The following is a 25,693-nucleotide window of genomic DNA, read 5'->3' as shown; positions in this document are numbered from 1 at the left end:
GCGGATCATGATCATTTCCGTTGCCAGCGGAAAAGGCGGCACCGGCAAGACCACGGTAACCTCTTCGCTCGTCTCTGTCTGGGACAAGCCCGTGGCTGCCGTGGATCTCGATGTGGAAGAACCGAATCTGCATCTTTTCCTGCGCCCGGAAATCGACAAGGTGTCCACTGTGGACATGGAGATTCCCAAGGCCGACGATGCCAAATGCACTCATTGCCGCAAATGCGCGGACCTGTGCAGCTTCAAGGCCATCACCGTGATGGCCGAGACCCTGCTCGTGTTCGAGGAGATGTGTCACGGGTGTGGCGGCTGTCTGGCCATCTGTCCGGAGGATGCACTGACCCCGGGCGCACGGCCTCTGGGCACCCTTGAAGAGGGGAAGTCCGGAGACAAACCCTATCTCATGGGGCGACTCCGCATCGGCGAGGCCATGAGTCCGCCGCTCATGCGCCATGTCAAGAAACGCCTCGATCAGGTGATCGGGGAAACCGGGCGCGACGCGATCATCGATTCGCCCCCGGGGGTGAGCTGTCCTGCCGTCGCATCGGTCATCGACAGTGATTTCATAGTGTTGGTCACCGAACCCACTCCGTTCGGCTTCCACGACTTCAAGCTGGCCTGGGAAGCGTTCACGCCTCTTGGCAAGCCCATGGGCGTGGTGGTGAACCGGGCCGGAATCGGCGACCGGAGCGTACAGGACTTCTGTGCGGAGAAGGGCCTGCCCATCCTTGCGGAAATCCCCTTTGATCGCGCTGTGGCCGAAGGGTATTCCAAGGGACAGGTTGTCGCAGAGGTGAGCGACGACCTGAAACGCGTATTCGAGTCCTTGCGGGACGCCATTCGGAGGGAGGCTGCCCATGCGTGAGATTCTTGTAATCAGCGGCAAGGGCGGAACGGGAAAGACTTCGTTGACCGGCGCGTTCGCGCATCTGGCCACGGACAAGGTACTGTGCGACCTGGACGTGGATGCACCGGACCTGCATATCCTGCTTTCGCCCGAAGACCATAAGAAAGAGGACTTCGTGTCCGGCAACGAGGCAGTGATCGACCCGGACCTATGCACCGGGTGCGGCACGTGTGCCGAGATGTGCCGGTTCGACGCGGTCCGGGAAACCGGGGACGGCCTGTACGAGGTCGACCCCCTGCGCTGCGAAGGGTGCAACGTGTGCGTCACGTTCTGCCCGGCACAGGCAGTGAAGTTCCCGGCAAAGCATTGCGGTACCTGGGGAATCGGGGAAACCCGGTTCGGCCCCATGGTGCATGCCCGGCTTTTTCCGGGCGAGGAGAATTCCGGCCGCCTCGTATCGCTGCTCAAGCAGCATGCGCGCGAAGTGGCCAAGGAAAAGGGCCTGGGCACCGTGCTCTGCGACGGCGCGCCCGGCATCGGCTGCCCGGTGATCAGTTCCCTGTCCGGCACGGATCTGGCCGTGATCGTCACGGAACCGACCCTGTCCGGCCAGCATGATCTGGAGCGTGTGGCCGACCTGTGCGAGCACTTCCGCATCAGGCCCACGGTTCTGGTCAACAAGTTCGACCTGAACCCCGAACAGACCGAGCGCATCGAGGCGTACTGTTCGGAGCGGAATTACGAGGTCGTGGCCAAGCTGCCCCATGACTCCATCGTGGTGGAGGCCATGGTCGAACGCAAGGTCGTGACCGAAATGCCGGATTCCCCGTTCACCGACACCCTGCGTTCGGCATGGGCCAGGATCGAGGAACTGTCCGAGCAGTGTGCATCCGCATCCAAGTAACGAATATCAACACCCAAGGAGATTCTCATGGAAAAAGTGCTTATTGCCGTGCCGTCCGGAGCCCCCGGCGGACTTGATGCCCAGGTGGGCGCCCATTTCGGCCATTGCGACATGTACACCGTGATCGAAGCCGAGAACGGCGAGATCAGGAAGGTGGGTACCCTGCCCAATGTTCCGCATCAGCAGGGCGGTTGCATGGCCCCGGTGAACCACCTCGCTTCCAATGGCGTGAACGTGCTCATCGCCGGTGGCATGGGCATGCGCCCGCTCATGGGTTTCAATCAGGTCGGCGTGCAGGTCTACTACGGCGCCGATGCTCCCACTGTCGGTGCTGCGGTGCAGGCTTTCCTCGAGGGCAAGCTTCAGCCGTTCACTGCCGAGTTCACCTGCGGCGGCGGAAACTAGTCGTCCTGGGGAGGCCCGGCCATGTCGGTTGATGAGTCCCATAAGCTGGAATGCGTCGGGGATCGCTTTCTCAGCTACATGCACAATCCCCGAAACGTGGGCGAGATGGCCGCGCCCGACGGCAGGGCTGTCCTGACCGGACAGTGCGGCGACACCATCGGCGTGCACGTCGCGATTCGCGACAATGTGCTGGACAAGGTCATGGTGCAGCCGCAGGGATGCGTCTATACCACGGTCTGCGCCGGAGCCGTGAGCGTTCTGGCCAGGGGGTTGACCCTTGATCAGGCAGTCGGTCTGGAACCGCAGGACGTGGTGGAGGAACTGGGCGGCCTGCCCGAGGATCATCTCCACTGCGCGCGTCTGGCCCTGAATACGCTCGGCGAGGCCATCATCGACTATTATGCCCGGCAGGGGAAATCCCTTCAGGAGAAGTAGATGCCCATCTACGAGATTCACTGCAAGGATTGCGGATTTCAGGGAGAAACGCTCCAGCTTGGCGCGGCAGATGCGCCGGAGTGCCCTGAGTGCGGCGGCACGAACACGGAAAAGCTCATGTCCGCCACGAGTTCGCTGACCGGCAGGGCCGGACAGTCCATGCCCGGCCCCGGCGATACGGGCTGTTGCGGCTCCACTCCGGGGCATGCCGGCTGCGCCGGTCCGGGTTCCTGCTGCGGCAGGAAGTTCGATTGATCCACAAGGAGGAAACCATGCAGATCGTGATAGCCACCACTCGCATGGATGCGTTGAAAACGTTTGCCGAGGCTCTGTGCGCCAAGGCCGGAGCGGACCTCGTCCGGACCGGTTCGGGCGCGGAGACGCTGGAAAAGGTGCGGGAAGCCGCTCCGGCACTGGTTGTCGTGGACGAAAATCTGCCCGACTTCAAGCCGTTCGCCCTGGTCTCGGAGCTGCTCATGGTCAACGCCATGATCAACACCGCGACTGTCAGCTCCCTGAGCGACGCCGACTTCCATGAAGCCAGCGAAGGGCTGGGCATTCTCGCCCCGGTTCCGGTGAATCCCGGAGCCGCCGACGGCGAAAAACTCGCGGAAATTCTCGAAGGGGTGACCTTTTAGGCGTTCCCTTTTCGATGGATTCGGAATAAGGGCCGGACACTGTGTCCGGCCTTTTTTCGATGCGACATGGGCCCATGGGCGCGGCTTGCCGTTTGTCGGGTTCTGACGTATGACCCCGGCGTTGGCTGCTCGGGTCGATGATCGACCTGCTTTTTCCGGGAAAACGGGCATCCGTCCCGATGTCGGCGGCGTGTCCGATGGTTCGGCATTGTGCGGACCGTTTCCCCTACCCATGACGTGGTGACTGGTTCATGATTGATCTCAAGACGTTCGTGCCAAGGCGCATACTGGTCTGCCAGCTCCGGCAGATCGGCGACGTGCTGCTGTCCACTCCGGCTCTTGCGTTGCTCAAGCGCCGCTATCCGGATGCGGCAATCGATGTCGTGACCGAGAAGAAGTGCCTGCCTGTTCTGGAGAACAATCCGAACGTGGACCACGTGTGGCCGATCGACAAGAATATTTTGGGCAATCCGATCAGGGCGCTTTTCTACTATGCTCGTGTCGGCCGCGCCAACTATGATCTTGTTGTGGATTTCCAGCAGCTTCCCCGGTGCAAGTGGGTGGTCCGGTTCTCTTCGGCCCCGGTGAAGCTGAGTTTCGCGCCTCCGTGGTACAATCGGTATCTCTATACGCACTGGAGCGTTCCGGATGATGGCTACGCTGCGAAATGCAAAACCAGTGTATTGAAGCCGCTGGGCATCCAGTGGGACGGGGAGCGGCCGGAACTGTTTCTTACCGAACAGGAACGGGAATGGGCCGAGTCGTTTGTCGCCGGGCTGCATCTGGACGGCAAACGCTATGTCACGGTCGACCCGAGTCATCGCCGGGAAACGCGCCGTTGGCCGATCGAGCATTATGCCCGTCTGATGCAATTGATTCGGGAAGAAAAGCCCGACGTCTCCTTCATCATCATGTATGGCCCGGGCGAGCGGGAGCTGGCAGAGCAGGTGGCTTCCCGTGTCGGAAAAGGCGCGGTTGCGCCGGAACGCATGCTCTCCCTGCGGGAAATGGCCGCGGTTCAGGAAAAGGCGGCCATGCAACTGGGCAACTGTTCGTCTCCGCGACATTTTGCCGTGGCAGTGGATACGCCGTCCCTGACCATTCAGGGCGCCACGGGAACCGCATGGCGATTCCCCTCGGAAAAGCATATCAGCGCGTACAAGGGGCTTGAGTGCCAGTTCTGCAACAGGAACGAATGCGCTACCCGCGAGTGTCTGGTTTCGCTGCTTCCCGAAGAAGTCCTGCCTGACGCATTGAAGCTGCTTTCCCTGTCCGAATAGCGACCGGAACCGGATCGTTCCCCTTCTTCCCGTGCCGTTTCGGCATGGAAATCCTTTCTCGCATGTTTTTCAGGAAGATATGGCGAGGCAACGTTTTCATTGCCTCATGAATCTGGTATTCTCATGACACCGGAACCAATTGCCCGGCTGCCCGTTTTCGCGACTTTTGAAGCGGGCCCGGGGAATGCTCGCGGATATGTCCTATGGAAACACAGATGCTTCTCTGGCTGATCAGCCTTTTCTGGACTCTGGTCGAGGTGGCGGGCATTGCCACGGCAATCATGGCCGTGCGCGATACCCGGACCGCGCAGGGGGCCATTGCCTGGGCCGTGACTCTGGTGGGCATGCCCGTGGTGGCGCTGCCCCTGTACTGGATTTTCGGGCGCAGCAAGTTCCACGGCTATGTGGAGGCCATGCGCGCGCCGGGCGCAGGGAATATCTGCGCATGGTCGGCGGGGTGCACAACATTCCCGCACCGCTCAAGCCCTCGGAACGGCGGAATCCCCATGCTCCGCGCTGCGTGTTCGAATCCCTGGCAGGGCTTCCGTTCATCGGTGGCAATGATCTGGAACTGCTGGTTGATGGCAAGGCCACGTTTCAGGCCATTTTCCGGGCTGTTCGCAAGGCCGAAAAGTATGTTCTGGTCCAGTTCTTCATTGTGCATGACGACGAGATCGGGCGGCGTTTCAAGACATTGCTCATGGCCAAGGCCTCCCAGGGCGTGCGCGTGCATTTCCTGTATGACGAGATCGGCTGCCACTCCACGCCTGCGGCGTACTGGGAGGAATTGCGGGCCGCCGGAGTGGACGTCCGCCCCTTTCATACCCGCAAGGGACGGGGCAATCGGTTTCAGCTCAATTTTCGCAATCATCGCAAGATCGTGGTAGTGGACGGCCATACCGCCTTTGTGGGCGGGCACAACGTGGGTGACGAATATCTCGGTCTGGACGAGCGGTTCGGGCATTGGCGGGATACGCATGTCCGCTGCTCCGGTCCGGCCGTGCTCGGGGTGCAGGTCAGCTATGCCAAGGATTGGTACTGGGCCGCGCATGAACTGCTGCGTCTGAACTGGTCCCATGAGCCCAGACCGGGTGGGGCCGACGTGCTGGCTCTGGGCACCGGGCCCGGGGACAAGCTGGAGTCCTGCTCCCTCATGTATGTCCGCGCCATCAACGCATCCCGGGACCGCATCTGGATTGCCAGTCCCTATTTCGTGCCGGATTCCCCGGTGCTCAAGGCGCTTCAGCTCGCCGCCCTGCGCGGGGTGGACGTGCGCATCATGATACCGGAAAAGCCGGACCACAAGATCGTGTACTGGGCCGGGTTTTCCAGCCTCAAGGAATTGGACCTGCCGGGCGTGCGCGTATTCCGCTATGCGGACGGATTTCTGCATCAGAAGGTGTTTCTCGTGGACAACTGCCTTGCCGGGGTGGGCACGGCCAATCTGGACAACCGCTCGTTTCGCCTGAATTTCGAGATAACCCTGCTGGTTGAAAATGAATCATTCTGCAATGAAATCGAGCAGATGATGAAGGCTGATTTCAATAGGTGCATCGAGGTCGGCCCAAGCGAGTTCGATGACAAGAATGCGGCCTACAAGATGCTGGTCCGTTGCGCCCGGCTGCTTGCTCCGGTCCTGTGATCCGATTTTCCCTTTGTTCGAAACAGGAAAACGCCGTCCCACAGTGGTGGAACGGCGTTTTTCGTTTCATTGCCAAGGAAGGGTCAGGGCATGACCGGGGCCAGGCCAAGGCCCGTATCCACGGGCAGGCCGCAGATCAGGTTGGCATTGGCCATGGCCTGTCCGGAGGCGCCCCGGCACAGGTTGTCGATGGCGGACAGGATGATGAGTCGTCCGGTGCGCGGGTCCACCACAAGACCGATGTCGCAGAACATGGTGCCGCGCACGAACCGGGTTTCCGGGAGCTGGCCCTTGGGCAGGACGCGCACCCACGGCTTGTCCGCGTAGAAATCCGAGTAGATCGCATGCACCTCGTTCAGCGAACGGTCGCCTTTCAACGTGGTGTAGATGGTGGACAGGATGCCCCGATCAATGGGCAGAAGATGGGTGTTGAAGGACAGGGTCACGTCCGTTCCCGCCAGACAGGACACTTCCTGTTCGATCTCGGGGGTGTGGCGATGCGTGGGCAGGCCATAGGCCTTGAACGAATCGTGCACCTCGCAGAACAGGGAGGAAATCTTGGCGCCGCGTCCCGAGCCCGTGGTGCCGGACTTGGAATCGATCACGATGCCTGCGGGGTCGGCCAGACCGTTCTTCATGGCCGGTGCCAGTCCCAGAATGCAGGATGTGGGGTAGCAGCCCGGGTTGGCGATGAGGCGCGCGCCCCGGATGTCGTCCTCGTACAGCTCGATCAGGCCGTATACGGCCTCGGCCAGCAGGGCGGGGCGGGTGTGTTCCACCTTGTACCATGCCTCGTAGGTGGCCTTGTCCCGGATGCGGAAGTCCGCGGACAGGTCCACGACCTTGACCCCGTGTTCCAGCAGCTCGGCCGCGATTTCCATGGCGGTCTTGTGGGGCACGGCCAGAAACACCACGTCGCAGGAGGCGGCCAGATCGGCCGGGTCAGGCTGGGTGATGACGAGTTCGCCCAATTCCATTCGGTGCAGGAACGGGTAGAGTTCGGCCAGAGTTCGGCCCGCTTCGGAGCGAGAGGTGGCGCGGACCAGTTTCATGCTCGGGTGCCCGGGCATGAGCCGGGCCAGTTCCATTCCTGTATAGCCGGTCACGCCCACGAGACCGGCCCTGATGAATTCGGGCATCGGGAAATCTCCGTCTAGCTTGTCTTTTTCACGTACGACATCCGCAGATTGTACAGAATGTCGCACATGAGTTTCTTTTCATCGTCCGCAAGGCCGTTTTCGAACTTGTCCTGCAACATGGCCAGCACGTCGATGGTATGCTTGGCCACGCCGGGCTGGAATTCGGTCTTGCCCGTGGTCGGGTCCGGCACTTCGCCGAGAGCCACCATCACCGAAGAACTCAGGGAATAGATGAAGGTGGTGAAATTGATGTCCAGAGGCATCCCTTTCATGGGGTTTTCATTGCATTTGTTTTCGCTCATCCTTGCCTTCTCCTTTTCATGAAAACTCAGCGCTCCCCAGTTGTTACGGGCAGACGGAAAGAACGTCAATGCCAGAGCCGCATCCCGGCCCTGTCCTGCTCGGACCACGAAGAATAATAAGTGCCCTTTTCGTGGTGTGTGGCGTATGTTTCAGAAGACCCCATTTTTCTGAAACACAAGGGAGCAAACCATGAAACGAATCATTGTTCTGGGGATTCTGGTCTGTCTGCCTCTGGTCTTCACCATTGCCCCGGTCTGGGCCGGTTCGCATGATTTCTTCGGCGGATCGATGCTGGTGGCGGATGCCGACGAGGACATGCCCGGCTTGAGCAAGGAACGAAAGGCGGCCCGGAAGCAGGCTGCGTCCGAAGAGCGCGACCAGGCCAGGAAGCTGCGTGATCAGGAGCGGGAAGACCGCAAGACCCGCACAAAGAAGGAAAAGGCGGACCGCAAGTCGGCTGCCGAGCAGGAACGCGAGCGTGCCAAGGGACAGCGTGAACTGGAGCGCGAACGCGACAAGGATCAGCGCGAAGTGGAAAAGGAGGAACGCAAGGCGCGGAAGCAGGCGGAAAAGGACGCCCGAAAGACCGGCAAGTCCAAGGGAAAGGGCAAGCCCGGGAAGAAGTAGATCGGAAAATCCCGGAAGCCGTTTGGCTCCCGGGATTTCTTTTGGGCACGTTTCAGGGCGGTTCCGTTTTCGGATGGTTATCCCTCTGCACTCGCCCCCTGAGGTGATTCCACGGACTCGGAAAGTACGCGCAGGGTTTCCTCCGCCGCTTTCCGGTCCACCACGCGCAGGGCGAACCCGGCATGGATGATGACGAATTCGCCCGGGACCGGCATTCGGGGCAGCAGCATCAGGGACGCCTTGACCGTGGTCCGGCCCTGAGCCACGCGACACACGGCGATGTCCCCATCAATGGAAAGCACTTCGGCGGGAACGGCAAGACACATGGTTTTCTCCTTGGTTCCGCGTTAGTCGCCCAACAGTTGCGAGGCCAGATATTCGTATCCCTTGTCCACAGCGTATTCGTATTCCATGTCCCAGTGAATTCGTGCGCTCATGGCCGTGTGCGGCAGGGGGACGAATTTTCTTTCTCCCTTCAGCAGGGGACGGTAGCAGGGATCGGCCACGATCAGGTCGACGCTCGGATCGTTCATCAGTTCCCCGATCTGTTTTTCATCGTCGGTATCGCGATCGAAATGGCCGCGTTCCGCCAGTACGCCGATGCATCCCGGGCTTTGGCTGAACATCTGTTCCGAGGGCGTGACCGAGATCACATCCACCCTGCCCACGCCGAAATCGTGGCTCAGACAGTATTTCAGGCCATGGCTCAACACTGGTTCGCCAATGACCAGAGCGTGTCTGTACGGAACTGGTTCGCAGTCATCGTGGACAGAGGGTGTCGAGCCGTCGAGCATGTCCAGAAAGGCGTTGCAACCGGCCAGACCGACAGGCATGCCCACCACGAACGGGATGCCGTAATCCGCATGCATGTGTTCGGCCAGAGCCAGACCGCTGGTGGAGACCACGGCATTGATTTCCGCGCCCGGGGCCTTGCGAACTCCCTCAAGGGGATCGGTCTGATCAGGCAGAGGGGCTGAAAACATGCCCACGATCCTGAACCTGTCCTCCCGGAGCACGTCGAGCAGAGGCGCAAATCGGGTGCCTTTTCCCATGGTGAGGTGAATGGCTCCGAGTACGTTGATGCCGCCGGAGACCTTGGGCGCATTCGGGTCCATGAACTTGTCGGCGAGCGCGAGGAACGCCTTGGAAGCGCCTTCGGGATAGGGCTCGGACCCGGCTGTGGGCACCATGAACACCGGCATGTCGGTGCGGGCTTCGATGGTCCGGGCGAATCCCTTCAGGTCCGTGCCGATGATCTCGGAAATCGGGGTGCCGGACAGGGCCACGAAACTGCGCCCCAGTCCCTTGGCCGTCCTGACGATATTGTCGATGAACTTGTCGTCGTTGCCCAGAATGACGTCCATTTCCAGCAGCCCGGCGCCGACCACCGTGGCCGGGCCGCGATACCAGCGCGGTTCGTCCTCGATGTTGATGTGCCATGCGCCGCCAGCCGGGCCGTAGACAACGACAAGCCCGTCGAAATCGTACAATGCGGAACTGACGCCGAAGTAGCCCGTGGCCAGGGGAAGAAGGTGATGGTATTCTTTCATGGAAAATCCTTAGATGAGAAAGTCGTGGGCATAGATCCAGTCGTAGTTGCTGACCGGATGTGCCATGGCGTCGCGGGTCTGTTCCAGCATCCAGATGGTGGCCTCGTAGCCGTATTTCTGTTCCTGATAGCGAGACAGGGGAACATTCGCCGCATTGGCGCAGAACATGCCCGCGTCCACTCCGTAGGCGATTTCGACATGATCGAAGGGAGCGGTCTGTCCGCACAGGGCGGGATGCGATGCGTTGTAGACCTGAATGTCCGGCTTGGCGGCACCCAGTTTTGCGATCAGGTCCCATTCGTAGGGCTTGATGGTGCCGCGAGCGAACAGGGCGTCCACGTTCACGCCGTTTTCCACGAGGAACAGCGCCAGTTCGAAGGGACTGCCGTTGATGCTGCATCCGACTGCCGTGGACCTGCCGCGCAGGGAAGCCAGCAGCGGAGCCGCGGCTTTTCGCGCTTCCTGCTCCACGACTGCCACGTCCAGCGTTCTGCCCGCTGCCTGACCGATTCGTTCGTACTGCTCCCTGATGGAGGAAAACCCGTAGGCTGTCGGTGCAAAACAGGTCGGAATGCCCATTTCTCGCTCCAGCTTGCCACTCAGCCCGTTGGCCAGCGGGTGGAGCACCACCGAGGCCCGGCCATGGGCCATGCGGGCAAAGGTGTCGAGATCCGGGCACAGCGGTATCTGCACAACGTCGTCCAGCCCGGCATTGGCCAGTATTCGGTAGAATTCGCCGGATTCGGACAGGGGCATGAACGTGCCGAGCAGGTTGAGCCGGTTTTCGTTCAGTTGACGATGCTCGTGCTTGAGGAATTCGTAAAAGGAAGTGTAGGCCGAGGTGAACGGGGATTCCTTGAGCCCGATGGTGATGGGAGCCATGGCGCCGAGGATGATCCGTTTGCCTGTGGAGGCTTCCAGCCTGTTGATGACTCCGGTGAAATCCGTGCCCAGAATGTAGTCCGGGCATCCCACGATGAGAAAGGCGACCTTTTCGTCCCGCCGGGCAAGAATGTCCGCGATGCCCCGTTCCACCTTGGACAGGTGGTTGCCCATGGTCATGTCCAGTTCGGACACGCACAGCATATGGAAGCGCTCGGTGAATCCCCGCGCATGGGCCATGAAGGCCGAATGGCGCAGGCAGGCCGATGGGCCGACCATGATGGCCACGGACTCGGGCAGCAGCAGGCTGGTTTCGATGACGCCCCATCCCGCCAGATTGGGGCCGACGCCTTCCAGCGGGGCAAAGGGAAAATCGGATTTTTCCCGAAGATGTTCCACCCTGATTCGGGCGTGATCCGGATTCATGTCCATATCTCCTTTCCTGGCTGGCATCAGGCTGCGTTCCGTTCTTCGGCGAAATTGACGATGGTTGCGGCCAGATCGAGGAAGCGCTGCGACGTGGGCAGGGTTCTGTCGCCCTCGACAATGGTCCTGCCGTCCTCCTCGAAACGGTGGATGGCCGTGTCGCGGGGGATCACGCCGATGATCGAGGTGTCCATCTCGCGGGCAAACGCTTCCACGCGCTCCACCTCGTTGTCCATGTCCCGGCAGTTGAGGATCAGGCCTCCCAGTTCCGCATAGTTTCGATCCGCGAAATTGCGCAGGGCGAGGATGATGTTCCGGGCAGCCAGCAGGGCCATCTTTTCACCGGAAGTCACGATGCAGACCTTGTCCGCAAACCCTTCCCGCATGGGCACGGCAATGCCGCCGCAGACAATGTCGGCCATGATGTCGTAGAGCACCACGTCCGGCTTGTAGATGTCGTAGGCGCCCATTTCGTCGAGCAGTTCGAAGGCCGTGAGCATGCCTCGTCCAAAGCAGCCCACGCCCGGGGTGGGACCGCCCACTTCCATGCAGGTGACGTTGCCGAACCCTTTCCTGACTATGGCGTCGAGCGTGTCGGGCTGTCCCTTTTCCTGCAGGTATTGCAGAATGGGAGTCGGGGCAAAGCCGCCGAGCAGGTTGATGGTCGAGTCGGTCTTGGGGTCGCAGCCGATCTGCATGACATTGTGGCCGCCCAGTCCCAGCGCTGCGGAAATTCCGGAGGTTACCGTGGATTTGCCGATGCCGCCCTTTCCGTAAATCGCTACCTTTATCAAAGCAGTGCTCCTTGCTGTTTGAGAGAATGTCCCTTGCCCTCGCCTATGGTTCGTCCGGCCCGATCCACCACGCTTCTGGCTTCGTCCACCGAGACATAGCGCTTGCGGGTGGTGATCTGGAATTCGTATTCGATCTTGTCCGTTCTGCTTTTCAGGAACGGATTGCAGTTGGGCATGATGACGTTGGCTCCGCCCAGAGCGAGTGCCCGGTACTGGCCGTTGTCCGGGTCCAGAGTGGCCACGGTGTTGGCTGCGGCCATGTGCGTGTTGCCGGTGACGATTCGTGTCAGGGCAAAGACGCGGAGCAGCAGGTCCATGTCGCCCGCCGGATCGTCCCTGAACGGAGTCTGGGCATGGGGAATGAAGGGGCCGATGTTGATCATGTCCGGCTGGAAATCCTGAAAGAAGAGAATGTCTTCACAGATATCCTCCGGAGTCTGGCCCGGCAGTCCCACGATGTTGCCCACGCCCACCTGAAATTCCAGTTCGCGCAGCATGTCGATGAGCCGTAGCCGGTCATCGAGTTGCATGCCGGAACGCATCCGTGAATAGAGTTCCGGATTCATGGTCTCGTGCTTCATGAGATAGCGCTCGGCCCCGGCGTCCCTGAAGGACTTCAGGTCCTTGCGGGAGCGCTTGCCGAGACTCAGGGTGATGGCCACGTCCGCCTTGTCCAGAATGCGCTCGATGATGGAACAGAGCATGCTTCCGGTGAAATGGGGGTCCTCGCCGGATTGCAGCACCACGGTCCTGAGGCCGGCATTCGCAATGGCCAGAGCCGTGTTCACGATCTGATCCTCTGTCATGCGGAACCGTTTGCACTGGGCGTTGTCCTTCAGCAGACCACAGTACAGGTCGTTGCACCGGCAGTGGTTGGAGAAATGGACCACGCCGCGCAATTGCACGGCATCGCCCACCTGATCGCGGCGCACCTGATCGGCCTGTTCGAACAGAGCCGTCTGGTGGGCCTCGTCCCGAAGAGCCTCAAGTATGCTTTTCCGATTCATGGTCTGAGTCCTTGGTTCAGGGGGAAGATCAGGCCGTGGTCAGGGTGGTCCGGCCGGTGTCCCGGTCCTCGATCACCACGTGACAGGCGTTGCACGGGTCCAGTTGGTGCAGGGTGCGCAGGATTTCCAGCGGATGGTTGGGATTCGCCACGGCACAGCCGAGCAGGGCGTGCTCCAGCGGGCCGCGTTCTCCGGCGGAATCGCGCGGGGAAAAGTTCCACAGGGACGGAATGAGGTATTCGTGGCTGACGATTCTGCCATCGGCCCAGCGAATCCTGTGGGCCAGCGTGCCGCGTGGCACTTCCACCCGGCCTGTACCGATGCCGGATTTCGGCAGGGTGAATTTCGTGCTTCGACCTTGCCCGCTTGCCAGCACCGGTTCCAGTTCGTCCAGCAGGCCCTGAATGGAGCGCATCAGGCAGGAGGACTCGATGCCCCGCGACAGAACCCGTCCCATGGTGGAATTCATGGCGGACAGGGACAGTCCGCAATCGTCGAGCATCCGTTTCAGGAATTGTCCCATGGTCGGATCGGCTTCGGCAAAGCTGCTCATGACTCTGGCCAGCGGGCCAACCTCGCAGGCTGTTTTTCCGTGTCTGGGCGCGGTCAGCCAGAAATATCGTGCCTGACTCCAATGAAACGAAGGTTCTGCCCGACGTCGGAGAAGTCGGTAGCAATGACGGTCCCGATCATTCCAGTTCGGTTCCGCCTCCTCGGTCACGGCTTCCGGTACCGGCGTGGAACGGTGCCATGCCGTTGCGTTCGCGTCCGGAAGAAGAAGGCTGCCATGATTTGCGTCGTCCCAGGTCAGAAGAGCTCTGCTCCGGCCCTGTTCGGTGCACGGCGCATGCACCTTGGCAAGCCGGACCAGATCCGAGGGAAATACTGTTTCGACGAATTCCCGGCAGTTTTCGAGTTCGGCGTGCAGGGCTGTCAGCAGTGCCGGACTCAGGTCCATGTCGTCGGGGAGTCCGCCCGGCCGATAGGCCTGAAAGCCCTTGGAGTTGCAGCCGAGCAATTCCAGAGCCGTCTGCAGTGAAGAGCCGACCCGAACGGCCTGCAGGGCGTGGCCTTGAAGCATGAGGTGCAGTTCGTCCGGGCCGGCATGGGGGGCTTGTGCAACATGTCCCGGGCTTGCGTCCGAGGCCGTGGTGGCCATGGAGTGCAGCCAGTCCCGGGCTGTTCGGAAAAGGTCGGCATCGGCTCCGGGCAGGGAGGACAGGCGCGTTGCCTTGACCGGATCGGCCCGCAGTGCGGCTTCCCGGTTCACCCAGTCGGAGAGATGAAATTGATAGAAATGGAGCAGATGCTCCTGCATGCATCGCAGGGACTGGACCAGTTTGCGTACCAGAATCGCGCTACGCGGCAGAACCACGTCCGCAAGGTCCTCCACGGCGCGGATCGCGGCCAGAGCATGGCCGTCATTGCAGAGACAGTGCGGCTGACTGACGAATTTCGGGCGACCCCGATCATCCAGTTCCCCGCGCAGCAGAACGTTCATGTTCCGCACCATGCGGCCCGTGCTCCATGCTTCGTCGACCCGTCCGTCCACAAGTCGGACGCGCACGACGAACGCATTGCCGGGACAGGGAACCACTGGTCCGCTCCAGTCCGTCCTGACGGTCGGTTCGGCCATTCGAACGGCCATGGAATTTGTCATCGTACCTCCTCGGTATTCCGAGGAAGGGAAGGGGAGCGAAAGACCTGACGCACATGCGGGAAAGCGACGCGTCAGGGCACGCTCGCCCTAAGGTCAGAAAACCCTTCCTGCAGGATGCGTTCACAACATCAGGTTGTGCGAGGGCACGATATATTTGACAGTAGCACGTGTCAAGAATGCGTAACAAAAAATTATTACCATTTTAAAAATAGTAATACGAAAGAGGGTGCCATTCCCGAGTGTCGGGGCAGGGGCATGGGCTGCTCCGAAGGGTGGTTCGCAAAAAAAATCCCGGAAGCCGTCAGGCTCCCGGGACTTGCTTTTGTCTTTGCGCCGCCAGCACGGCCTTGCATCTGCTGGATTCCTTCAGGTTTTGCAACCGGGAAGTCTTGGAGTCCTGAACCTTCTGCAAAGGTTCAGGCTGCCGGAGGCCTCTTCCTGCTAATGCGCCTCGGCCCATGTAAAGCCGATGCCCATGTCCACCTTCAGGGGCACGTCCAGTTCGGCCGTGGTCTGCATGACCTCCATGAGCCGCTTTCCTGCCGCCTCGATGGTGTCCTTCGGCGCTTCGATGAGCAGTTCGTCATGCACCTGAAGGATGAGGCGTGCGTCCAGTTCGGCGAGCTGGTTGTCGTTGTGGGCCTTGAGCATGGCCATCTTGATGATGTCCGCGGCCGACCCCTGAATGACCGTGTTGATGGCCTGCCGTCGGGCCTGCGACACGACCTGGCTGTTGCGCGAATGCAGTTCGGGCAGCAGGCGGCGGCGTCCGGCCAGCGTGGTGACGAACCCGTTGTGCTGGGCTTCCTCCACCACGGAGTCGTAGAACTTCTTCAGGGTGTCGAGCTTCTCGAAGTACCGGGCAATGAATTCCTTGGCCTGATTCACCGTGATCTTGAGCTCGCGGGCAAGTTTCTGCGGCCCCATGCCGTAGATCAGACCGAAATTGATGGTCTTGGCGCTGCGGCGTTCATCCGGGGTGACTGCCTCGGGCGCGTCCTTGTCGTGCAGGAGCGCGGCAGTGCGCGCATGAATGTCCTGATCGTTGCGGAACGCGTCCAGCAGATTCGGGTCCCTGGAGAAGTGGGCCAGTACGCGGAGTTCCACCTGCGAATAATCGGCCGCGGCAATCAGATTGCCCGGCCCGGCCGTGAAACAGGCGCGCATGCGCGGGCCGTGCTTGCCCCGGATCGGGATGTTCTGGAGATTCGGTCCGGAACTGGACAGCCTGCCCGTTGCCGTGGCGAGCTGGTTGAAATGCGTATGGATGCGCCCGGACTTGTCCATGAGCTTGGGCAGCGGCTCCAGATAGGTGGAGCGGAGTTTTTCCAGCATCCGGTATTCGAGGATGTCCTCGATGATCGGATGCTGGGAGCGGAGCTTCTCCAGAACCTGATTGGCCGTGGAAAGCTGGCCGCCCGGGGTCTTGCCCGAGGGCTTGAGCTCCAGTCTGTCGAACAGCACGGTGGCGAGCTGCTGGCTGGATCGGATATTGAAAGGTTCGCCTCCGGACTGGTCGATGATCTTGCGGGTCAGGGATTCCAGCTCATGGCTCACTTCCTCCAGAAATTGGCGGAAGGCGTTGGCATCCACGCCGATGCCCTGCCGTTCCATGCCCACCAGCACCGGGATCAGGGGTTGCTCCAGATCGCGCATCAGAGGGAGGAGATTGGCGTTTTCCACGCTGTGGATCACGCCGCGCATGTAGGCCAGCGCGGCAAGGCCCTGAGCCTCGGGGTGCAATCCCTGCGCAACCTCGGCAAATCCGGGGCCGGGGTTCTGGTACAGGGATTGACGCAAGCGGTCCCATGCGTAGTTGCGGGCTTCCGGGTCCAGAAGGTAGGCGGCCAGCGACAGGTCGAACCACTGATCCGGGCGCAGGGCTTCCCATGCCGTGTCCGCGCGCAGCAGGTCCTGCACGCTGGGCGTGGCGATGCGTGCCGTCTTGCTCAGGGATTTGGCGAGGTCCGCGGTATCACCGGTATAGAGATATTCCCTGTCCTCCACGCCGAGCCGGAATTTCGTGTCTTCGGCGCACAGGCCCACGTCCTTGCCCGTCATGTCGGGCAGGGCCGAGGCCGTTGTGATTTCGGTCAGCCGGATGGGATCGGCCTTGGGCCTGGTTTCCCCCATGTCGAACAGTAGCCCCTGAGTCGCGGTTCCGGGAGCCGAGGGTTTGGCCGCAGGCGTGCTCACAGGCATTCTGACCGCAGCTCGAGTCTTGGGAATGGCCCGGGACAGGGAGCGCAGTTCGTATTCCTCGAAAAACGCGAGCAGGGCGTCGCGGTCCGGGGCATGCACCTCCAGTTCGGACAGGGGATTGGTGCAGCAGTCCAGCTTCATGCGGGTCAGTTCGCGGTACAGAAAGATGTTTTCCAGTTCAGGTTCGACTTTTGCCCGGAGCTTGGCTGGCAGGTTTTCGTACCCGTCGCGCAGGGATTCCAGAGTCGGGAATTCGGCCATGATCTTCTTGGCCGTGACCGGTCCGACCTTGGGAATGCCCGGAATGTTGTCCGCGGAATCGCCGATCAGGGCCTGAAAGTCGGGCCACTGGGCCGGAGTCATGCCTTCCTCTTCCTGAAATTCCTCCAGCGTGGTGAGCTTGTCCTTGCGCGCCTGATTCAGCAGGACCACGTTCGTGTCGAGGCATTGCTTGAGGTCCTTGTCCGCAGCCACGATGACCACGGGATGCTCGGCCTTGTACCGGGCCGCAAGGGAGGCGATGCAGTCGTCGGCCTCCACGCCGTCCGAGACCATGAGCTTGACCCCGAGCAGTTCGATGGCCTGACGCACGGGTTCGATCTGCATGACCAGAGGTTCAGGCATGGCGGGCCGCTGGGCCTTGTACGGTTCGTACATTTCATGGCGGAAGGTCGGTCCCTTGCCGTCCATGATGAAGGCCAGATGGGCGGGCTGCTCGTCGCGCATCAGATTCATGAGCACCCGGAGCGTGGTGTTGACCGCGCCGGTGGGGAATCCGTCGGAACGGGTCAGATCGGCGCGGGAGTAGAAGGCGCGATAGAAGAGCGCCGTGCCGTCGATGAGAAATACGGGGTCCGTGTCGAGATTGAGGCGTTCCTTGATAGAAGGCATGGCGTTTCCTGTTTGCCAGACCTCGGCGCGGTGGTCGCTGTGCCGCGAAAAAAGCCGCCGGAGAGCCACGCAGTGGGTACTGTATCGCTTCCGGCTTGTTTCCGCTTTGGCCGCGGCCGCCAGCCGGGCGGTCTGCGGTTGTCAGGCTGTCGAGTCATGCGTGCATTGTCCTGCGCGCGTTGCCGGACAGCCTGGAATTCGGTGTCGGTCCGTCAGATTCTGCGGATCACGGACTTGTTGCCTTGTCCCAGCCGCTTGAGCATGAAGATTTCCGGGTCTTCGCCTTCCAGAGCGGCCACTTCGACCTCTGCTCGCGCGGCCTGCTTGTGTCCGCCGGCGGAGCCCAGTCCGTTCATCAGGGTCTGGGCCATCTTGCCCATGTCCCGGCGCATGCCGTCGCCCCGGAAGATGACCACGAGCTTGTCGTCGGCCACACCCGAGACCACGACCCACGGCACGTTGTGCACGCGGGTGAAGAAGTCGGCCACGATGACCAGAATGTCCGGGTTCTCCACATTGCCGCAATGCGCGAACAGGCCGTGTCCGATGCGGCGCAGGTTGTAGAAGGCCCGGGAGAAGTAGCGCATCCAGTCCAGATGGAACTCGCTGCGGCTGATGCGGTTCATGAGCTTGGCATCCGCGAACTTGTGCAGGTACTTGAACGCCGCCATGTCCGCGTCGATGAATTCCCGTTCAAAGGTCTTGGTGTCGCACCGGATGCCGTACATGAGGGCCGTGGCCAGCAGTTTGGCCGGGCGGATCTTCATGTTGTACAGGTATTCGGTGAGCATGGTGCAGGTCGCGCCGTACTTGGGACGGATGTCCGCAAAGGGCGCTTCGACCGGGTTTTCCCTGGAAACGGGGTGATGGTCGATGACCACGGAGAAATCCAGCTTTTCCAGCTCCGGGTTGTGATGGGGCTGGGAATCCACCAGAGCGAACTTGTCGTACTGGGCCACCAGATTCGGTATGAGCTTGCGCGTGGGAATGCGCAGGTAGCGGATCATGGCCAGATTGTCCGGCCGCTGGATTTCATTGATCTGGCCGATGCCCACGGACTTGACCCGGCGGGTCATGATGCGTTTGAGGGCCAGGGCCGAACCCAGAGCGTCCGGGTCGGCATTGATGACGATCAGCCAGTTGTCATCCTTGCTGAGCAGGGAGAGCAGTTGCTCCACCTGTTCGTCCAGTTGTCTGAAAAGTGCCACAAATCATCCCTTTTTCAGGGTTAGCGGGAGCCCTGCGGCCACAAGGTGCACCGCATCCGCCAAACGGGCCGTCTCCTGATTGAGCGCCCCGAGGCTCCGCACGAAAGCCCGAATCGCGCTGCCGGCAGGCAGCGGCCCGAGCCCGGTCTCGCACGAGACCAGCACCAGATCCGGGCCGTCCCAGTTCCGGAGCGTGTCGAGAAATTCCTCGACGCTGGCCTGTTCGCATTCGGCTTCGCGAATGCTGAAAAGCCAGTAGTCCAGACTGTCCACCAGCACGGTCGGAAAGTCCGGTTTAGCGTTAATGAGCGCCCGAGGCAAGTCCCGGTCCACTTCGAATACAGTGGTTTCCGGGCCTCGATCCAGGCGGTGCCTGTTGATCTGGGCACGGAATTCCAGGTCGCGTGCCTTGCCTGTGGCGATGAAGAGCATGGGATGGCCCGACCGGGCCGCCAGCTCCAGTGCAAAGTCCGACTTGCCGGACTTGTTGCCGCCGAGAACGAGCGTGATCACGGACGGTTCCTCCATTTTGCGGTCAGTTCGACCAGGAGTTCCGCCGAGGCGAACAGCCCCTGCTCCTCGAAGACTTCCAGCGTGACCACGTTGCCGGGTTCAAGTCGGGCAAGCATGGTTTTAAGCAGCTTTCTGCCGTTTCGGTCCAGCCCGCCAAGGGGCTGGTGGTGCGCTCCGGTTCCGGGCGCGTATATGTGCAGCATGCGGACCCTGTCCCAGAGTCCGGGCAGGTCCATGATGCGCTGCTGGGAATAGGCCAGCATGTGGCCGATGTCCAGACATGCGGAAAATCCCGCCTCAACCGCTTCCGGCCAGATGTCGGCCAGATCGCCCTCTTCCGTGTTTTCCAGAAGGATATCCGCGGGATTCACGCCCATGTTGCGCAGCCGTTCCGCCAACGGCGCAAGCTGCGAGCCGTCCGGCGGATGCAGCACGTACCGTTCGGGAGCGAACAGGTCAACCTTTTTGATGAGCGGTTCCAGATCGCGGCACACCGCGTCCAGTCCGTGCTGCCATGGCAAATCCAGCGGCAGGTGCACGTGCCATGACACGTTCAGGTCGGCAAGGGTCGGAGGCAGGTCGGTTTCGGTATAGTTCAGGCAGGCTTGCGTCTCGAAGAAGAGCAGGCCGATTTCCGGGAAGAAATTCTTGAGAAAGCGGGTGTTCTCCGGCACTCCGGCGCGCAGTACGAAACTGGGCGCGGCAATGGTGAACGGGGCGTTCATTTCATGACGTTGCCAGAGGTCGGCGACGGCGGCATGACGCGTTCGGGCAGGGTTTTCCTGCCCGGCAGAAGGGGCGGAAGGCAAAGGTCCGGCCATCATTCAACTATCCTTTCCGGGCACGCGGATTGCAGCGTTTCGGGCAGAGACAACCCGTTTCCCGAGGATGAGGCCATGAAAGGATTCCGCAATTTCTGCCAGCATGTTTTCAACCCCCTGCACGTGTTCTGTCGGCTCCGGCAGGTGGGATTCTCCGGGCGTTTTGCCCGGCGGTTCTGCCGGATGTACGAGAGGAACGTGTATCGGTTCATGATCTGACAACGCATTTCGGACCGGGCGCAGGCCCGGCCGGTGCGTTCCGTCAGTCGAGCAGGCTCATCTGCTTTTCCTTGGTGACCTTCTTGGCGGCCAGTTGCGTCTTGGTGAACAACCCCTTGGGGATTTCGCGCAGGTAGCGCGAGCGGGGCAGTTGCAGGGTCTTGCCGAACAATTGCCGTTTCATGGCGTGGCTGAGGTACAGCAGTCGCTTGGCGCGGGTCATGCCCACGTACATGAGCCGCCGCTCTTCCGGAAATCTCTGGCCCCGGCCCGGAGTCAGGGTGATCTTGGCCGTGAGAAGGTCCATGCCCGCGAATGGCAGGATGCCCTCTTCACAGGCAGGCATGAATACTGCCTCGAATTCCAGTCCCTTGGCCGCGTGCAGGGTCATGATCTGGACCTTTTCCGCGTTGCGGCGCACCATTTCCAGATCGGACTGGAGGTTGACCCAGTTGATCAGTCCGGACCAGCCGCCGCGCTGGTCGTATTCCTTCTTGAGCTGGCTGAACTGCTTGCTGTCCCAGAAGAACTGGTCGAACGGGGCTGCGTCGCCGAGATAGGCTTCCAGACCGACCGGGCCCTTGGCCAGAATATGGTCGGGCAGGTCGAGCAGCTCGTCGGAATCGTCCAGAGACACGCCCAGTATCTGGCCCGCGGTGCGCAGGACCATGGCAATGCGCGGCTCGTGCCAGAATGCTTCCAGTTCCGGGGTGGCGCAGGGCAGGCCGAAACGGTTCAACGCCTTTTCCAGTACCGGGATCAGGGCCTTGAATCGTACCAGAATGGCGATGTCGCCGGGCGCGAGTTCCCCCTGGCCCGTGGCGTCGGCCACGGTATGGCTGGTCGCGCCGATCAGCCCCTTGACCCGGTCGCTGATCCATGCGGCTTCGCGCAGGGCATCCGGTGCCTCGAAAAGCTGGATTTGCGCGTCCACGTCAAGGTTGGCGCGCAGGGGGGCGTGTCCGGAAAGAGCGCGCCCGAGCTTTGCAGGATGATTTCGCCGGAACGGTAGTTGTCTTCCAGAGTCACGATTTTGAGACCGGACCACAATTCCCTGAGCCGTTCCTCCACATCGCCCACAGCACCGCGAAAGCCGTAGATGGATTGTCTGGGGTCGCCAATGCAGAAGAGGCCCTCTCCGGCTTCACCGGCAATGCCGCGCACCACGGCGATCTGAAGCGGAGTGAGATCCTGAACCTCGTCCACGAGCACGTGGCGGTAGGGCAGACGGAACGTGGGCGCGCCCGACTGTTCGAGCATGAATTCGAGAAGGTCTGTGTAGTCCACGAGATTCCAGTGATTCTTCTGGTTCCCGTAGTTGAGGTGCATTTCCGAAAGCTTGTCGTCCAGCTCCATGAGCCGTTCGCGGTACAGATTGTACTTGTTCCAGTAGTGATCGAGATATTTGGGCTCGATCTGGGGGTTGTTCTCCGCAAACAGCTTCTTGGCGGATGCCTCGCCCAGAACCACCGGGGTTTCGCCGTAGGCGTGCTTCCAGTAGTCGAAGCACAGGGCGTGCAGGGTGCCGGACTGGGGCAGTTCCTCGTCTTCGCCCCGGATGGCGCGCAGCCTGTCCCGCAATTCCTGTGCGGCTCTGCGCGTGAAGGTCAGGGCCAGGATTCGCCGGGGAGATTCCCCGCCTTCCAGCAGCCGGGTCACGCGGCCCATCAGGGTTTGCGTCTTGCCGGTTCCCGGGCCGGCCAGCACCAGCACCGGGCCGTCGGCCTTGATGGCCTTCTGCTGTCCCTTGTTGAACACCACGGCTCTTTCCACCTCGGCAAGCGGTTGTTTCGGCGTCAGGATGGGCAGGTCCTCCGGGACTTCGGCATCCTTGGCAGGCGCGGGCATGGGGATCAGGGTGGCGCCGTTTCTGATTTCCTCCTGCTCCTGCTTGGTGAACACGGAGATGACACCGAACTGGCCGTCGAAACCGGACTGGCGGATGACCTGACCGTCGCGCATTCGGGTCACGCCCTCGGAGAGATAGGGGTTTTCCTTTTTCAGATCTTCGGGCGGAACGCGTTGCAGCACGTTTGTTTCGGACCCGAATTTCCGCATGAGCTTCATGTAGAGCGCATTGACTTTTTTGGAGGTCGAACCCACGCCGAGCACCTCGGAAAGGATTTCCTTGAGTGGAATGAGGGAAGTGAAACCGGGCGCGCCCTGCGGCTGAACCGGTTCCTCGCGGTCGGCCAGATCGAGAATGCGGGCGTACACGCCCCGGGTCAGCGGCTTGCCGCAGACCGGGCACAGGCCGCCCCGGGCCAGCGTTTCCCGGGGATCGAGCACCACACCGCACTTGCGGTGGCCGTCCAGATGATATTTGCCTTCTTCCGGGAAGAATTCCGCAGTGCCCACGAATTTCTGGCCCAGTCCCTCGCCGCGCAGGGCGCGGTAGATGCCCTCGTAGGACATTTCGCCCCGGAACAGGTTGAATTCGCGGCCCAGTTTTTCGCCGGAATGGGCATCGGAGTTGGAAATGAGCTTGATGCGGTCCAGTTCGCTCCAGGTCCAGTTCATTTCCGGGTCCGAGGACAGCCCGGTTTCCATGGCGAATATTTCCTGCGAATAGTCCCCGAAGCATTCCCTGATGGAGTCGAATCCGGACTTGGACCCGAACAGGGCAAACCATGGGGTCCAGATGTGGGCCGGGATCACGAAGGCCTGATCATGGGTGTTTTTCACCAGGTCCACCAGATCGCGGCTGTCCAGACCGAGGATGGGCCTGCCGTCCGAAAGCAGGTTGCCCACCTGTCCGAGCTTTTCGTTGAATCGTCTTACGGCGTCGAGATCGGGCATGTACACGAGGTTGTGCACCTTGCGCACCTTGCCGCCGCGTTTGTAGATGGAACTGATCTCGGTCTGGAGCATGAACCGGGTCACGCCGGAAAAGGATCCCTCGAAAGTGGGGATCTGGCTTTCCAGCCCGGACGGGTCCTTGAGCTGCAACAGGCCGTTGCCATCTTCCTCAAGCTGTTCCTCGATCTCCGCGAGCCATTCGGGGTGGGTGAAATCCCCGGTGCCGAGCACCGAAAGCCCCTTTATTCGGCCCCAGGCGGCCAGATTGCGGATGGTGAGATTCTTGCTTGTGGCCCTGGAAAAACGAGAATGGATGTGGAGGTCTGCAGTGAATCGTTCCATACCCGGGACACTAAGATTATATGGCCTTCATTGCAACCCGTCCGGCCCGGAAAAAAGGGGTTGACCCTGCATATCGTTGAGCATACAACTTTCCGATGGTTCTCGACAGACTGAAACCGCGTGATTCCATGGGATTTCTCACATGGAAGAGCGCGCGCATATTTACTAATGAATTGGCGGCCCGTTTCGCGGCCAGCGGACTGGACATCACCGTGGAGCAGTGGCGTGCGCTGCTGCCTCTTTCCAAGTTCGACGGTTTGAATCAGGGAAACCTGTGCGGCATTCTGAATCAGGAAAAGACCGGGGTGAGCCGTCTGGTTGCGGCTCTGGAAAAGCGGGGGCTGGTTCGGCGCGTGCAGGATGAATCCGATCGGCGCGTCAAGCGGCTTTTCATCACGGATGCCGGGCGCAGGCTGCTGGAGACTTCCGTGGACATCGTGATCGACTGTCGCGACGAGATGGTCAATCACATCGATCCGGACGATGTGGCCGTGTGCAAGCGGGTGCTCTGGCAGATCGTTGTGCGCTACGCTGGCGACTGTGCCGGAAAATGCGAGGAATGACGTCATGGACGTGCTTGGTTCCACCTCCCGGAAATGGCTCAAGGGACTGCACCTTGTCGCAGTCTGTTCCTGGGTTGGCGGGGCCCTTGCCCTGACTCTGCTCCATTTTCTGAAGAGCGGGGTAACGGACGGCGGAGAGCTCTACGGCATCAACCGGGCCATTCATCATGTGGACATGCTCGTGGTGGTGATTCCGGGCGCGTTCGGTTGTCTGCTTACGGGGCTGGCGTACTCCGCATTGACCGGATGGGGCTTTTTCCGGCACGGTTGGATATTCTGCAAATGGGTCGTGACCATCGCGGCCATTCTGTTCGGCACATTCTGTCTGGGACCGTGGGAGGAACGCATGATGGAACTGTCCGGCCTTTTCGGAGCTGAAGCATTGAGCAATGCCGAGTATCTGCGTTCCCAGACATTGAATTTCTACTGGGGCGGGGCCCAGTTGGCCGTCCTGACGGTCATGGTATTCATTTCGATTTTCAAACCCTGGAAACACAGGGCAAAGCAAGCAGGAGAATAGTTGATGCGATTGACGACATTGCTTTGGATCGTGCTTTTCCTTTTCACCTCCATACTGCCTGCTTCGGCGCAGAAAAGCGGGGAGCGTCCCCCGTCTCCCGTGGTCACGGCCAAGGTTACCACGGGCGAAGTCGTGCCGCAGGGGGAATTCATCGGTACGGTCTACTTCACGGAAATTTCCGACGTGGCCTCCGAGGTCGATGGCAAGGCCGTTTCCGTGAATGTCGAGGACGGCCAGCGGGTCAAGGCCGGAGATGTGCTCGTGCAGCTTTCCTCGGACATTCTGGACCGCCGCATTGCCAATGCCCGGGCGCTTCAGGCCCAGGCCAAGGCGGATTTCGAGCTGGCCAAGCTGGAAAACCAGCGTACATCCACCCTGTTCAAGTCCAAGACCGTTGCCGAAGGCGAATACGACACCAAGCGCCTCAATGCCGAGGCCAAGGAGAAAACCTATTTTGCTGCCACGGCCACACTGCGTCAGCAGCTCATCGAGCGGGAAAAGAAGAACATCCGTGCTCCGTTCGACGGCGTGGTCATCGAGCGCAAGGTGGATCGAGGCGAGTGGGTCTCGCAGGGAACCACGGTTGCCGTGGTGGCCCGCGATGACGAATTCGACGTGGTCGTCAATGCGCCAGCGCGTTCCTTCAGTCTGGTCAAGCCGGGCATGAAACTCACTGTACATGTGGACGAGCGCGAGCTGCCCGGCAGGATTTTCGCCGTGGTGCCCAAGGGCGACGTGGCGACCCGTTCCTTCCCGGTCAAGATTCGCGTGAACAATCCGGGCGGAGCTTTTGCCGAAGGCATGGAGGCCCGCGTTTCCCTGCCCCGGGATGCCGGAGGCAGGAATCTTGTGGTGCCGCGCGACGCCGTGATTTCCTCGCGCGGCCAGCTTGTGGTCTGGGCCGTGCTGGATGGCAAGGCCGTGCCGTTTCCCGTGATGGTCGTCGGCTATCGCGGTCTGGACGCGGGCGTGAAGTCCGACAAGCTCAAGCCCGGCATGGAAGTGGTCATCAAGGGCAATGAGCGGCTCATGCCCGGTCAGCCCGTGGCTCCGGCAGCAGCGGGCGACAAGTAGGA

At 61.1% G+C, this 25,693-nt stretch carries 26 protein-coding genes and 1 pseudogene; 13 read left to right on the top strand and 14 right to left on the bottom strand.

All coding sequences use genetic code 11. From position 1 onward, the window contains the following. Nucleotides 1-7 precede the first annotated feature (7 nt). From MPN23_RS08515 to MPN23_RS08485, 7 genes are all read left to right on the top strand, one after another. Complete coding sequence (locus MPN23_RS08515) at nt 8-865, top strand: nucleotide-binding protein (RefSeq protein ID WP_243547269.1); 858 nt, start codon at nt 8-10, stop codon at nt 863-865. Beyond that, on the top strand, nt 858-1,751 hold the full coding sequence (locus tag MPN23_RS08510; RefSeq protein ID WP_243547268.1) for an ATP-binding protein: 894 nt from the start codon (nt 858-860) through the stop codon (nt 1,749-1,751). Before MPN23_RS08515 ends, MPN23_RS08510 begins: the two co-directional genes overlap by 8 nt. 27 nt (nt 1,752-1,778) lie before the next feature. After that, nucleotides 1,779-2,156, top strand: coding sequence for a NifB/NifX family molybdenum-iron cluster-binding protein (locus tag MPN23_RS08505; protein ID WP_243547267.1), 378 nt, complete (start codon nt 1,779-1,781; stop codon nt 2,154-2,156). Between the two features lie 21 nt (nt 2,157-2,177). After that, nucleotides 2,178-2,591 carry an iron-sulfur cluster assembly scaffold protein gene (locus tag MPN23_RS08500; RefSeq protein ID WP_243547266.1) on the top strand — a complete coding sequence of 138 codons (414 nt, stop codon included), beginning with the start codon at nt 2,178-2,180 and terminating at the stop codon, nt 2,589-2,591. Next, entirely contained in the window at nt 2,592-2,846 is a 255-nt protein-coding gene (locus tag MPN23_RS08495) for an FmdB family zinc ribbon protein (protein WP_243547265.1), read from the top strand. It begins immediately after the preceding gene. Nucleotides 2,847-2,863: 17 nt separating this feature from the next. Beyond that, complete coding sequence (locus tag MPN23_RS08490; protein ID WP_243547264.1) at nt 2,864-3,229, top strand: response regulator; 366 nt, start codon at nt 2,864-2,866, stop codon at nt 3,227-3,229. Between the two features lie 251 nt (nt 3,230-3,480). Continuing rightward, on the top strand, nt 3,481-4,509 hold the full coding sequence (locus MPN23_RS08485; RefSeq protein WP_243547263.1) for a glycosyltransferase family 9 protein: 1,029 nt from the start codon (nt 3,481-3,483) through the stop codon (nt 4,507-4,509). Between the two features lie 121 nt (nt 4,510-4,630). On the opposite strand, the gene MPN23_RS17265 is transcribed toward MPN23_RS08485, so the two are convergent. Further along, nucleotides 4,631-4,900: a hypothetical protein gene (locus MPN23_RS17265; protein ID WP_481374255.1), complete on the bottom strand. Its 270-nt coding sequence runs from the start codon at nt 4,898-4,900 to the stop codon at nt 4,631-4,633. Nucleotides 4,901-4,954: 54 nt separating this feature from the next. Between MPN23_RS17265 and cls the strand changes: the two genes are divergently transcribed. Continuing rightward, nucleotides 4,955-6,151 carry a cardiolipin synthase gene (gene cls, locus MPN23_RS08475; RefSeq protein WP_243547262.1) on the top strand — a complete coding sequence of 399 codons (1,197 nt, stop codon included), beginning with the start codon at nt 4,955-4,957 and terminating at the stop codon, nt 6,149-6,151. 83 nt (nt 6,152-6,234) lie between these two features. Here the strand turns inward: cls and argC are convergent, their stop codons facing one another. Together argC and MPN23_RS08465 are read right to left on the bottom strand one after the other, a co-directional pair. Further along, entirely contained in the window at nt 6,235-7,290 is a 1,056-nt protein-coding gene (gene argC / locus MPN23_RS08470) for an N-acetyl-gamma-glutamyl-phosphate reductase (protein ID WP_243547261.1), read from the bottom strand. 14 nt (nt 7,291-7,304) lie between these two features. Continuing rightward, nucleotides 7,305-7,592, bottom strand: coding sequence for a DUF1844 domain-containing protein (locus tag MPN23_RS08465; protein WP_243547260.1), 288 nt, complete (start codon nt 7,590-7,592; stop codon nt 7,305-7,307). A gap of 190 nt (nt 7,593-7,782) precedes the next feature. On the opposite strand from MPN23_RS08465, the gene MPN23_RS08460 reads away from it, so the two are divergent. Next, entirely contained in the window at nt 7,783-8,220 is a 438-nt protein-coding gene (locus MPN23_RS08460) for a hypothetical protein (RefSeq protein ID WP_243547259.1), read from the top strand. Nucleotides 8,221-8,297: 77 nt separating this feature from the next. Here the strand turns inward: MPN23_RS08460 and MPN23_RS08455 are convergent, their stop codons facing one another. The 10 genes from MPN23_RS08455 to cbiR form a co-directional block, all read right to left on the bottom strand. Continuing rightward, on the bottom strand, nt 8,298-8,546 hold the full coding sequence (locus tag MPN23_RS08455; protein WP_243547258.1) for a HypC/HybG/HupF family hydrogenase formation chaperone: 249 nt from the start codon (nt 8,544-8,546) through the stop codon (nt 8,298-8,300). 21 nt (nt 8,547-8,567) lie between these two features. Further along, on the bottom strand, nt 8,568-9,770 hold the full coding sequence (locus MPN23_RS08450) for a nitrogenase component 1 (protein ID WP_243547257.1): 1,203 nt from the start codon (nt 9,768-9,770) through the stop codon (nt 8,568-8,570). Nucleotides 9,771-9,779: 9 nt separating this feature from the next. Further along, entirely contained in the window at nt 9,780-11,078 is a 1,299-nt protein-coding gene (locus MPN23_RS08445; RefSeq protein WP_243547256.1) for a nitrogenase component 1, read from the bottom strand. Nucleotides 11,079-11,104: 26 nt separating this feature from the next. Continuing rightward, on the bottom strand, nt 11,105-11,872 hold the full coding sequence (locus MPN23_RS08440) for a nucleotide-binding protein (RefSeq protein WP_243547255.1): 768 nt from the start codon (nt 11,870-11,872) through the stop codon (nt 11,105-11,107). After that, complete coding sequence (gene hydE / locus MPN23_RS08435; protein WP_243547254.1) at nt 11,869-12,879, bottom strand: [FeFe] hydrogenase H-cluster radical SAM maturase HydE; 1,011 nt, start codon at nt 12,877-12,879, stop codon at nt 11,869-11,871. The genes MPN23_RS08440 and hydE overlap by 4 nt, the downstream gene beginning before the upstream one ends. Before the next feature lie 28 nt (nt 12,880-12,907). Continuing rightward, entirely contained in the window at nt 12,908-14,539 is a 1,632-nt protein-coding gene (locus tag MPN23_RS08430; RefSeq protein WP_243547253.1) for a nickel-dependent hydrogenase large subunit, read from the bottom strand. Nucleotides 14,540-14,980: 441 nt separating this feature from the next. Beyond that, nucleotides 14,981-17,632 (bottom strand): DNA polymerase I, encoded by a 2,652-nt coding sequence (polA, locus tag MPN23_RS08425; protein WP_243547252.1) that lies wholly within the window; start codon nt 17,630-17,632, stop codon nt 14,981-14,983. A gap of 212 nt (nt 17,633-17,844) precedes the next feature. After that, nucleotides 17,845-18,840 carry a DHH family phosphoesterase gene (locus MPN23_RS08420; RefSeq protein ID WP_243547251.1) on the bottom strand — a complete coding sequence of 332 codons (996 nt, stop codon included), beginning with the start codon at nt 18,838-18,840 and terminating at the stop codon, nt 17,845-17,847. A 3-nt stretch (nt 18,841-18,843) separates the two neighbouring features. Beyond that, nucleotides 18,844-19,353, bottom strand: coding sequence for a bifunctional adenosylcobinamide kinase/adenosylcobinamide-phosphate guanylyltransferase (locus MPN23_RS08415; RefSeq protein WP_243547250.1), 510 nt, complete (start codon nt 19,351-19,353; stop codon nt 18,844-18,846). Further along, nucleotides 19,350-20,078 (bottom strand): cobamide remodeling phosphodiesterase CbiR, encoded by a 729-nt coding sequence (cbiR, locus tag MPN23_RS08410; RefSeq protein WP_243547249.1) that lies wholly within the window; start codon nt 20,076-20,078, stop codon nt 19,350-19,352. Before cbiR ends, MPN23_RS08415 begins: the two co-directional genes overlap by 4 nt. Before the next feature lie 171 nt (nt 20,079-20,249). Between cbiR and MPN23_RS08405 the strand changes: the two genes are divergently transcribed. Next, the gene (locus tag MPN23_RS08405) at nt 20,250-20,393 is read left to right on the top strand and encodes a hypothetical protein (RefSeq protein ID WP_243547248.1); all 144 of its coding nucleotides are present in this window, start codon (nt 20,250-20,252) and stop codon (nt 20,391-20,393) included. 43 nt (nt 20,394-20,436) lie between these two features. Here the strand turns inward: MPN23_RS08405 and MPN23_RS08400 are convergent. Then, a pseudogene (locus tag MPN23_RS08400) lies at nt 20,437-23,534 on the bottom strand (UvrD-helicase domain-containing protein). Between the two features lie 95 nt (nt 23,535-23,629). On the opposite strand from MPN23_RS08400, the gene MPN23_RS08395 reads away from it, so the two are divergent. Genes MPN23_RS08395 through MPN23_RS08385 form a run of 3 tightly spaced genes read left to right on the top strand, consistent with a single transcriptional unit; the run spans nt 23,630 to nt 25,691 of the window. Beyond that, nucleotides 23,630-24,097 carry a MarR family winged helix-turn-helix transcriptional regulator gene (locus tag MPN23_RS08395; RefSeq protein ID WP_243547247.1) on the top strand — a complete coding sequence of 156 codons (468 nt, stop codon included), beginning with the start codon at nt 23,630-23,632 and terminating at the stop codon, nt 24,095-24,097. Nucleotides 24,098-24,101: 4 nt separating this feature from the next. After that, the gene (locus MPN23_RS08390; RefSeq protein WP_243547246.1) at nt 24,102-24,617 is read left to right on the top strand and encodes a hypothetical protein; all 516 of its coding nucleotides are present in this window, start codon (nt 24,102-24,104) and stop codon (nt 24,615-24,617) included. Nucleotides 24,618-24,620: 3 nt separating this feature from the next. Next, entirely contained in the window at nt 24,621-25,691 is a 1,071-nt protein-coding gene (locus MPN23_RS08385; protein WP_243547245.1) for an efflux RND transporter periplasmic adaptor subunit, read from the top strand. Nucleotides 25,692-25,693: the final 2 nt, after the last annotated feature.

This window comes from Pseudodesulfovibrio tunisiensis (assembly GCF_022809775.1).
Classification (GTDB): Bacteria; Desulfobacterota; Desulfovibrionia; order Desulfovibrionales; family Desulfovibrionaceae; genus Pseudodesulfovibrio; species Pseudodesulfovibrio tunisiensis.
The sequence above is the reverse complement of the archived record's forward strand: the minus strand, read 5'-3'. Positions and strand labels throughout refer to the sequence as shown.

Excerpts from the sequence above, each read along its gene's own strand:
- MPN23_RS08515 (WP_243547269.1), top strand. The coding sequence starts at position 8 with ATGATCATTTCCGTTGCCAGCGGAAAAGGCGGCACCGGCAAGACCACG.
- MPN23_RS08510 (WP_243547268.1), top strand. The coding sequence starts at position 858 with ATGCGTGAGATTCTTGTAATCAGCGGCAAGGGCGGAACGGGAAAGACT.
- MPN23_RS08505 (WP_243547267.1), top strand. The coding sequence starts at position 1,779 with ATGGAAAAAGTGCTTATTGCCGTGCCGTCCGGAGCCCCCGGCGGACTT.
- MPN23_RS08500 (WP_243547266.1), top strand. The coding sequence starts at position 2,178 with ATGTCGGTTGATGAGTCCCATAAGCTGGAATGCGTCGGGGATCGCTTT.
- MPN23_RS08495 (WP_243547265.1), top strand. The coding sequence starts at position 2,592 with ATGCCCATCTACGAGATTCACTGCAAGGATTGCGGATTTCAGGGAGAA.
- MPN23_RS08490 (WP_243547264.1), top strand. The coding sequence starts at position 2,864 with ATGCAGATCGTGATAGCCACCACTCGCATGGATGCGTTGAAAACGTTT.
- MPN23_RS08485 (WP_243547263.1), top strand. The coding sequence starts at position 3,481 with ATGATTGATCTCAAGACGTTCGTGCCAAGGCGCATACTGGTCTGCCAG.
- cls (WP_243547262.1), top strand. The coding sequence starts at position 4,955 with ATGGTCGGCGGGGTGCACAACATTCCCGCACCGCTCAAGCCCTCGGAA.
- argC (WP_243547261.1), bottom strand. The coding sequence starts at position 7,290 with ATGCCCGAATTCATCAGGGCCGGTCTCGTGGGCGTGACCGGCTATACA.
- MPN23_RS08465 (WP_243547260.1), bottom strand. The coding sequence starts at position 7,592 with ATGAGCGAAAACAAATGCAATGAAAACCCCATGAAAGGGATGCCTCTG.
- MPN23_RS08460 (WP_243547259.1), top strand. The coding sequence starts at position 7,783 with ATGAAACGAATCATTGTTCTGGGGATTCTGGTCTGTCTGCCTCTGGTC.
- MPN23_RS08455 (WP_243547258.1), bottom strand. The coding sequence starts at position 8,546 with ATGTGTCTTGCCGTTCCCGCCGAAGTGCTTTCCATTGATGGGGACATC.
- MPN23_RS08450 (WP_243547257.1), bottom strand. The coding sequence starts at position 9,770 with ATGAAAGAATACCATCACCTTCTTCCCCTGGCCACGGGCTACTTCGGC.
- MPN23_RS08445 (WP_243547256.1), bottom strand. The coding sequence starts at position 11,078 with ATGAATCCGGATCACGCCCGAATCAGGGTGGAACATCTTCGGGAAAAA.
- hydE (WP_243547254.1), bottom strand. The coding sequence starts at position 12,879 with ATGAATCGGAAAAGCATACTTGAGGCTCTTCGGGACGAGGCCCACCAG.
- MPN23_RS08430 (WP_243547253.1), bottom strand. The coding sequence starts at position 14,539 with ATGACAAATTCCATGGCCGTTCGAATGGCCGAACCGACCGTCAGGACG.
- polA (WP_243547252.1), bottom strand. The coding sequence starts at position 17,632 with ATGCCTTCTATCAAGGAACGCCTCAATCTCGACACGGACCCCGTATTT.
- cbiR (WP_243547249.1), bottom strand. The coding sequence starts at position 20,078 with ATGAACGCCCCGTTCACCATTGCCGCGCCCAGTTTCGTACTGCGCGCC.
- MPN23_RS08405 (WP_243547248.1), top strand. The coding sequence starts at position 20,250 with ATGAAAGGATTCCGCAATTTCTGCCAGCATGTTTTCAACCCCCTGCAC.
- MPN23_RS08395 (WP_243547247.1), top strand. The coding sequence starts at position 23,630 with ATGGTTCTCGACAGACTGAAACCGCGTGATTCCATGGGATTTCTCACA.
- MPN23_RS08390 (WP_243547246.1), top strand. The coding sequence starts at position 24,102 with ATGGACGTGCTTGGTTCCACCTCCCGGAAATGGCTCAAGGGACTGCAC.
- MPN23_RS08385 (WP_243547245.1), top strand. The coding sequence starts at position 24,621 with ATGCGATTGACGACATTGCTTTGGATCGTGCTTTTCCTTTTCACCTCC.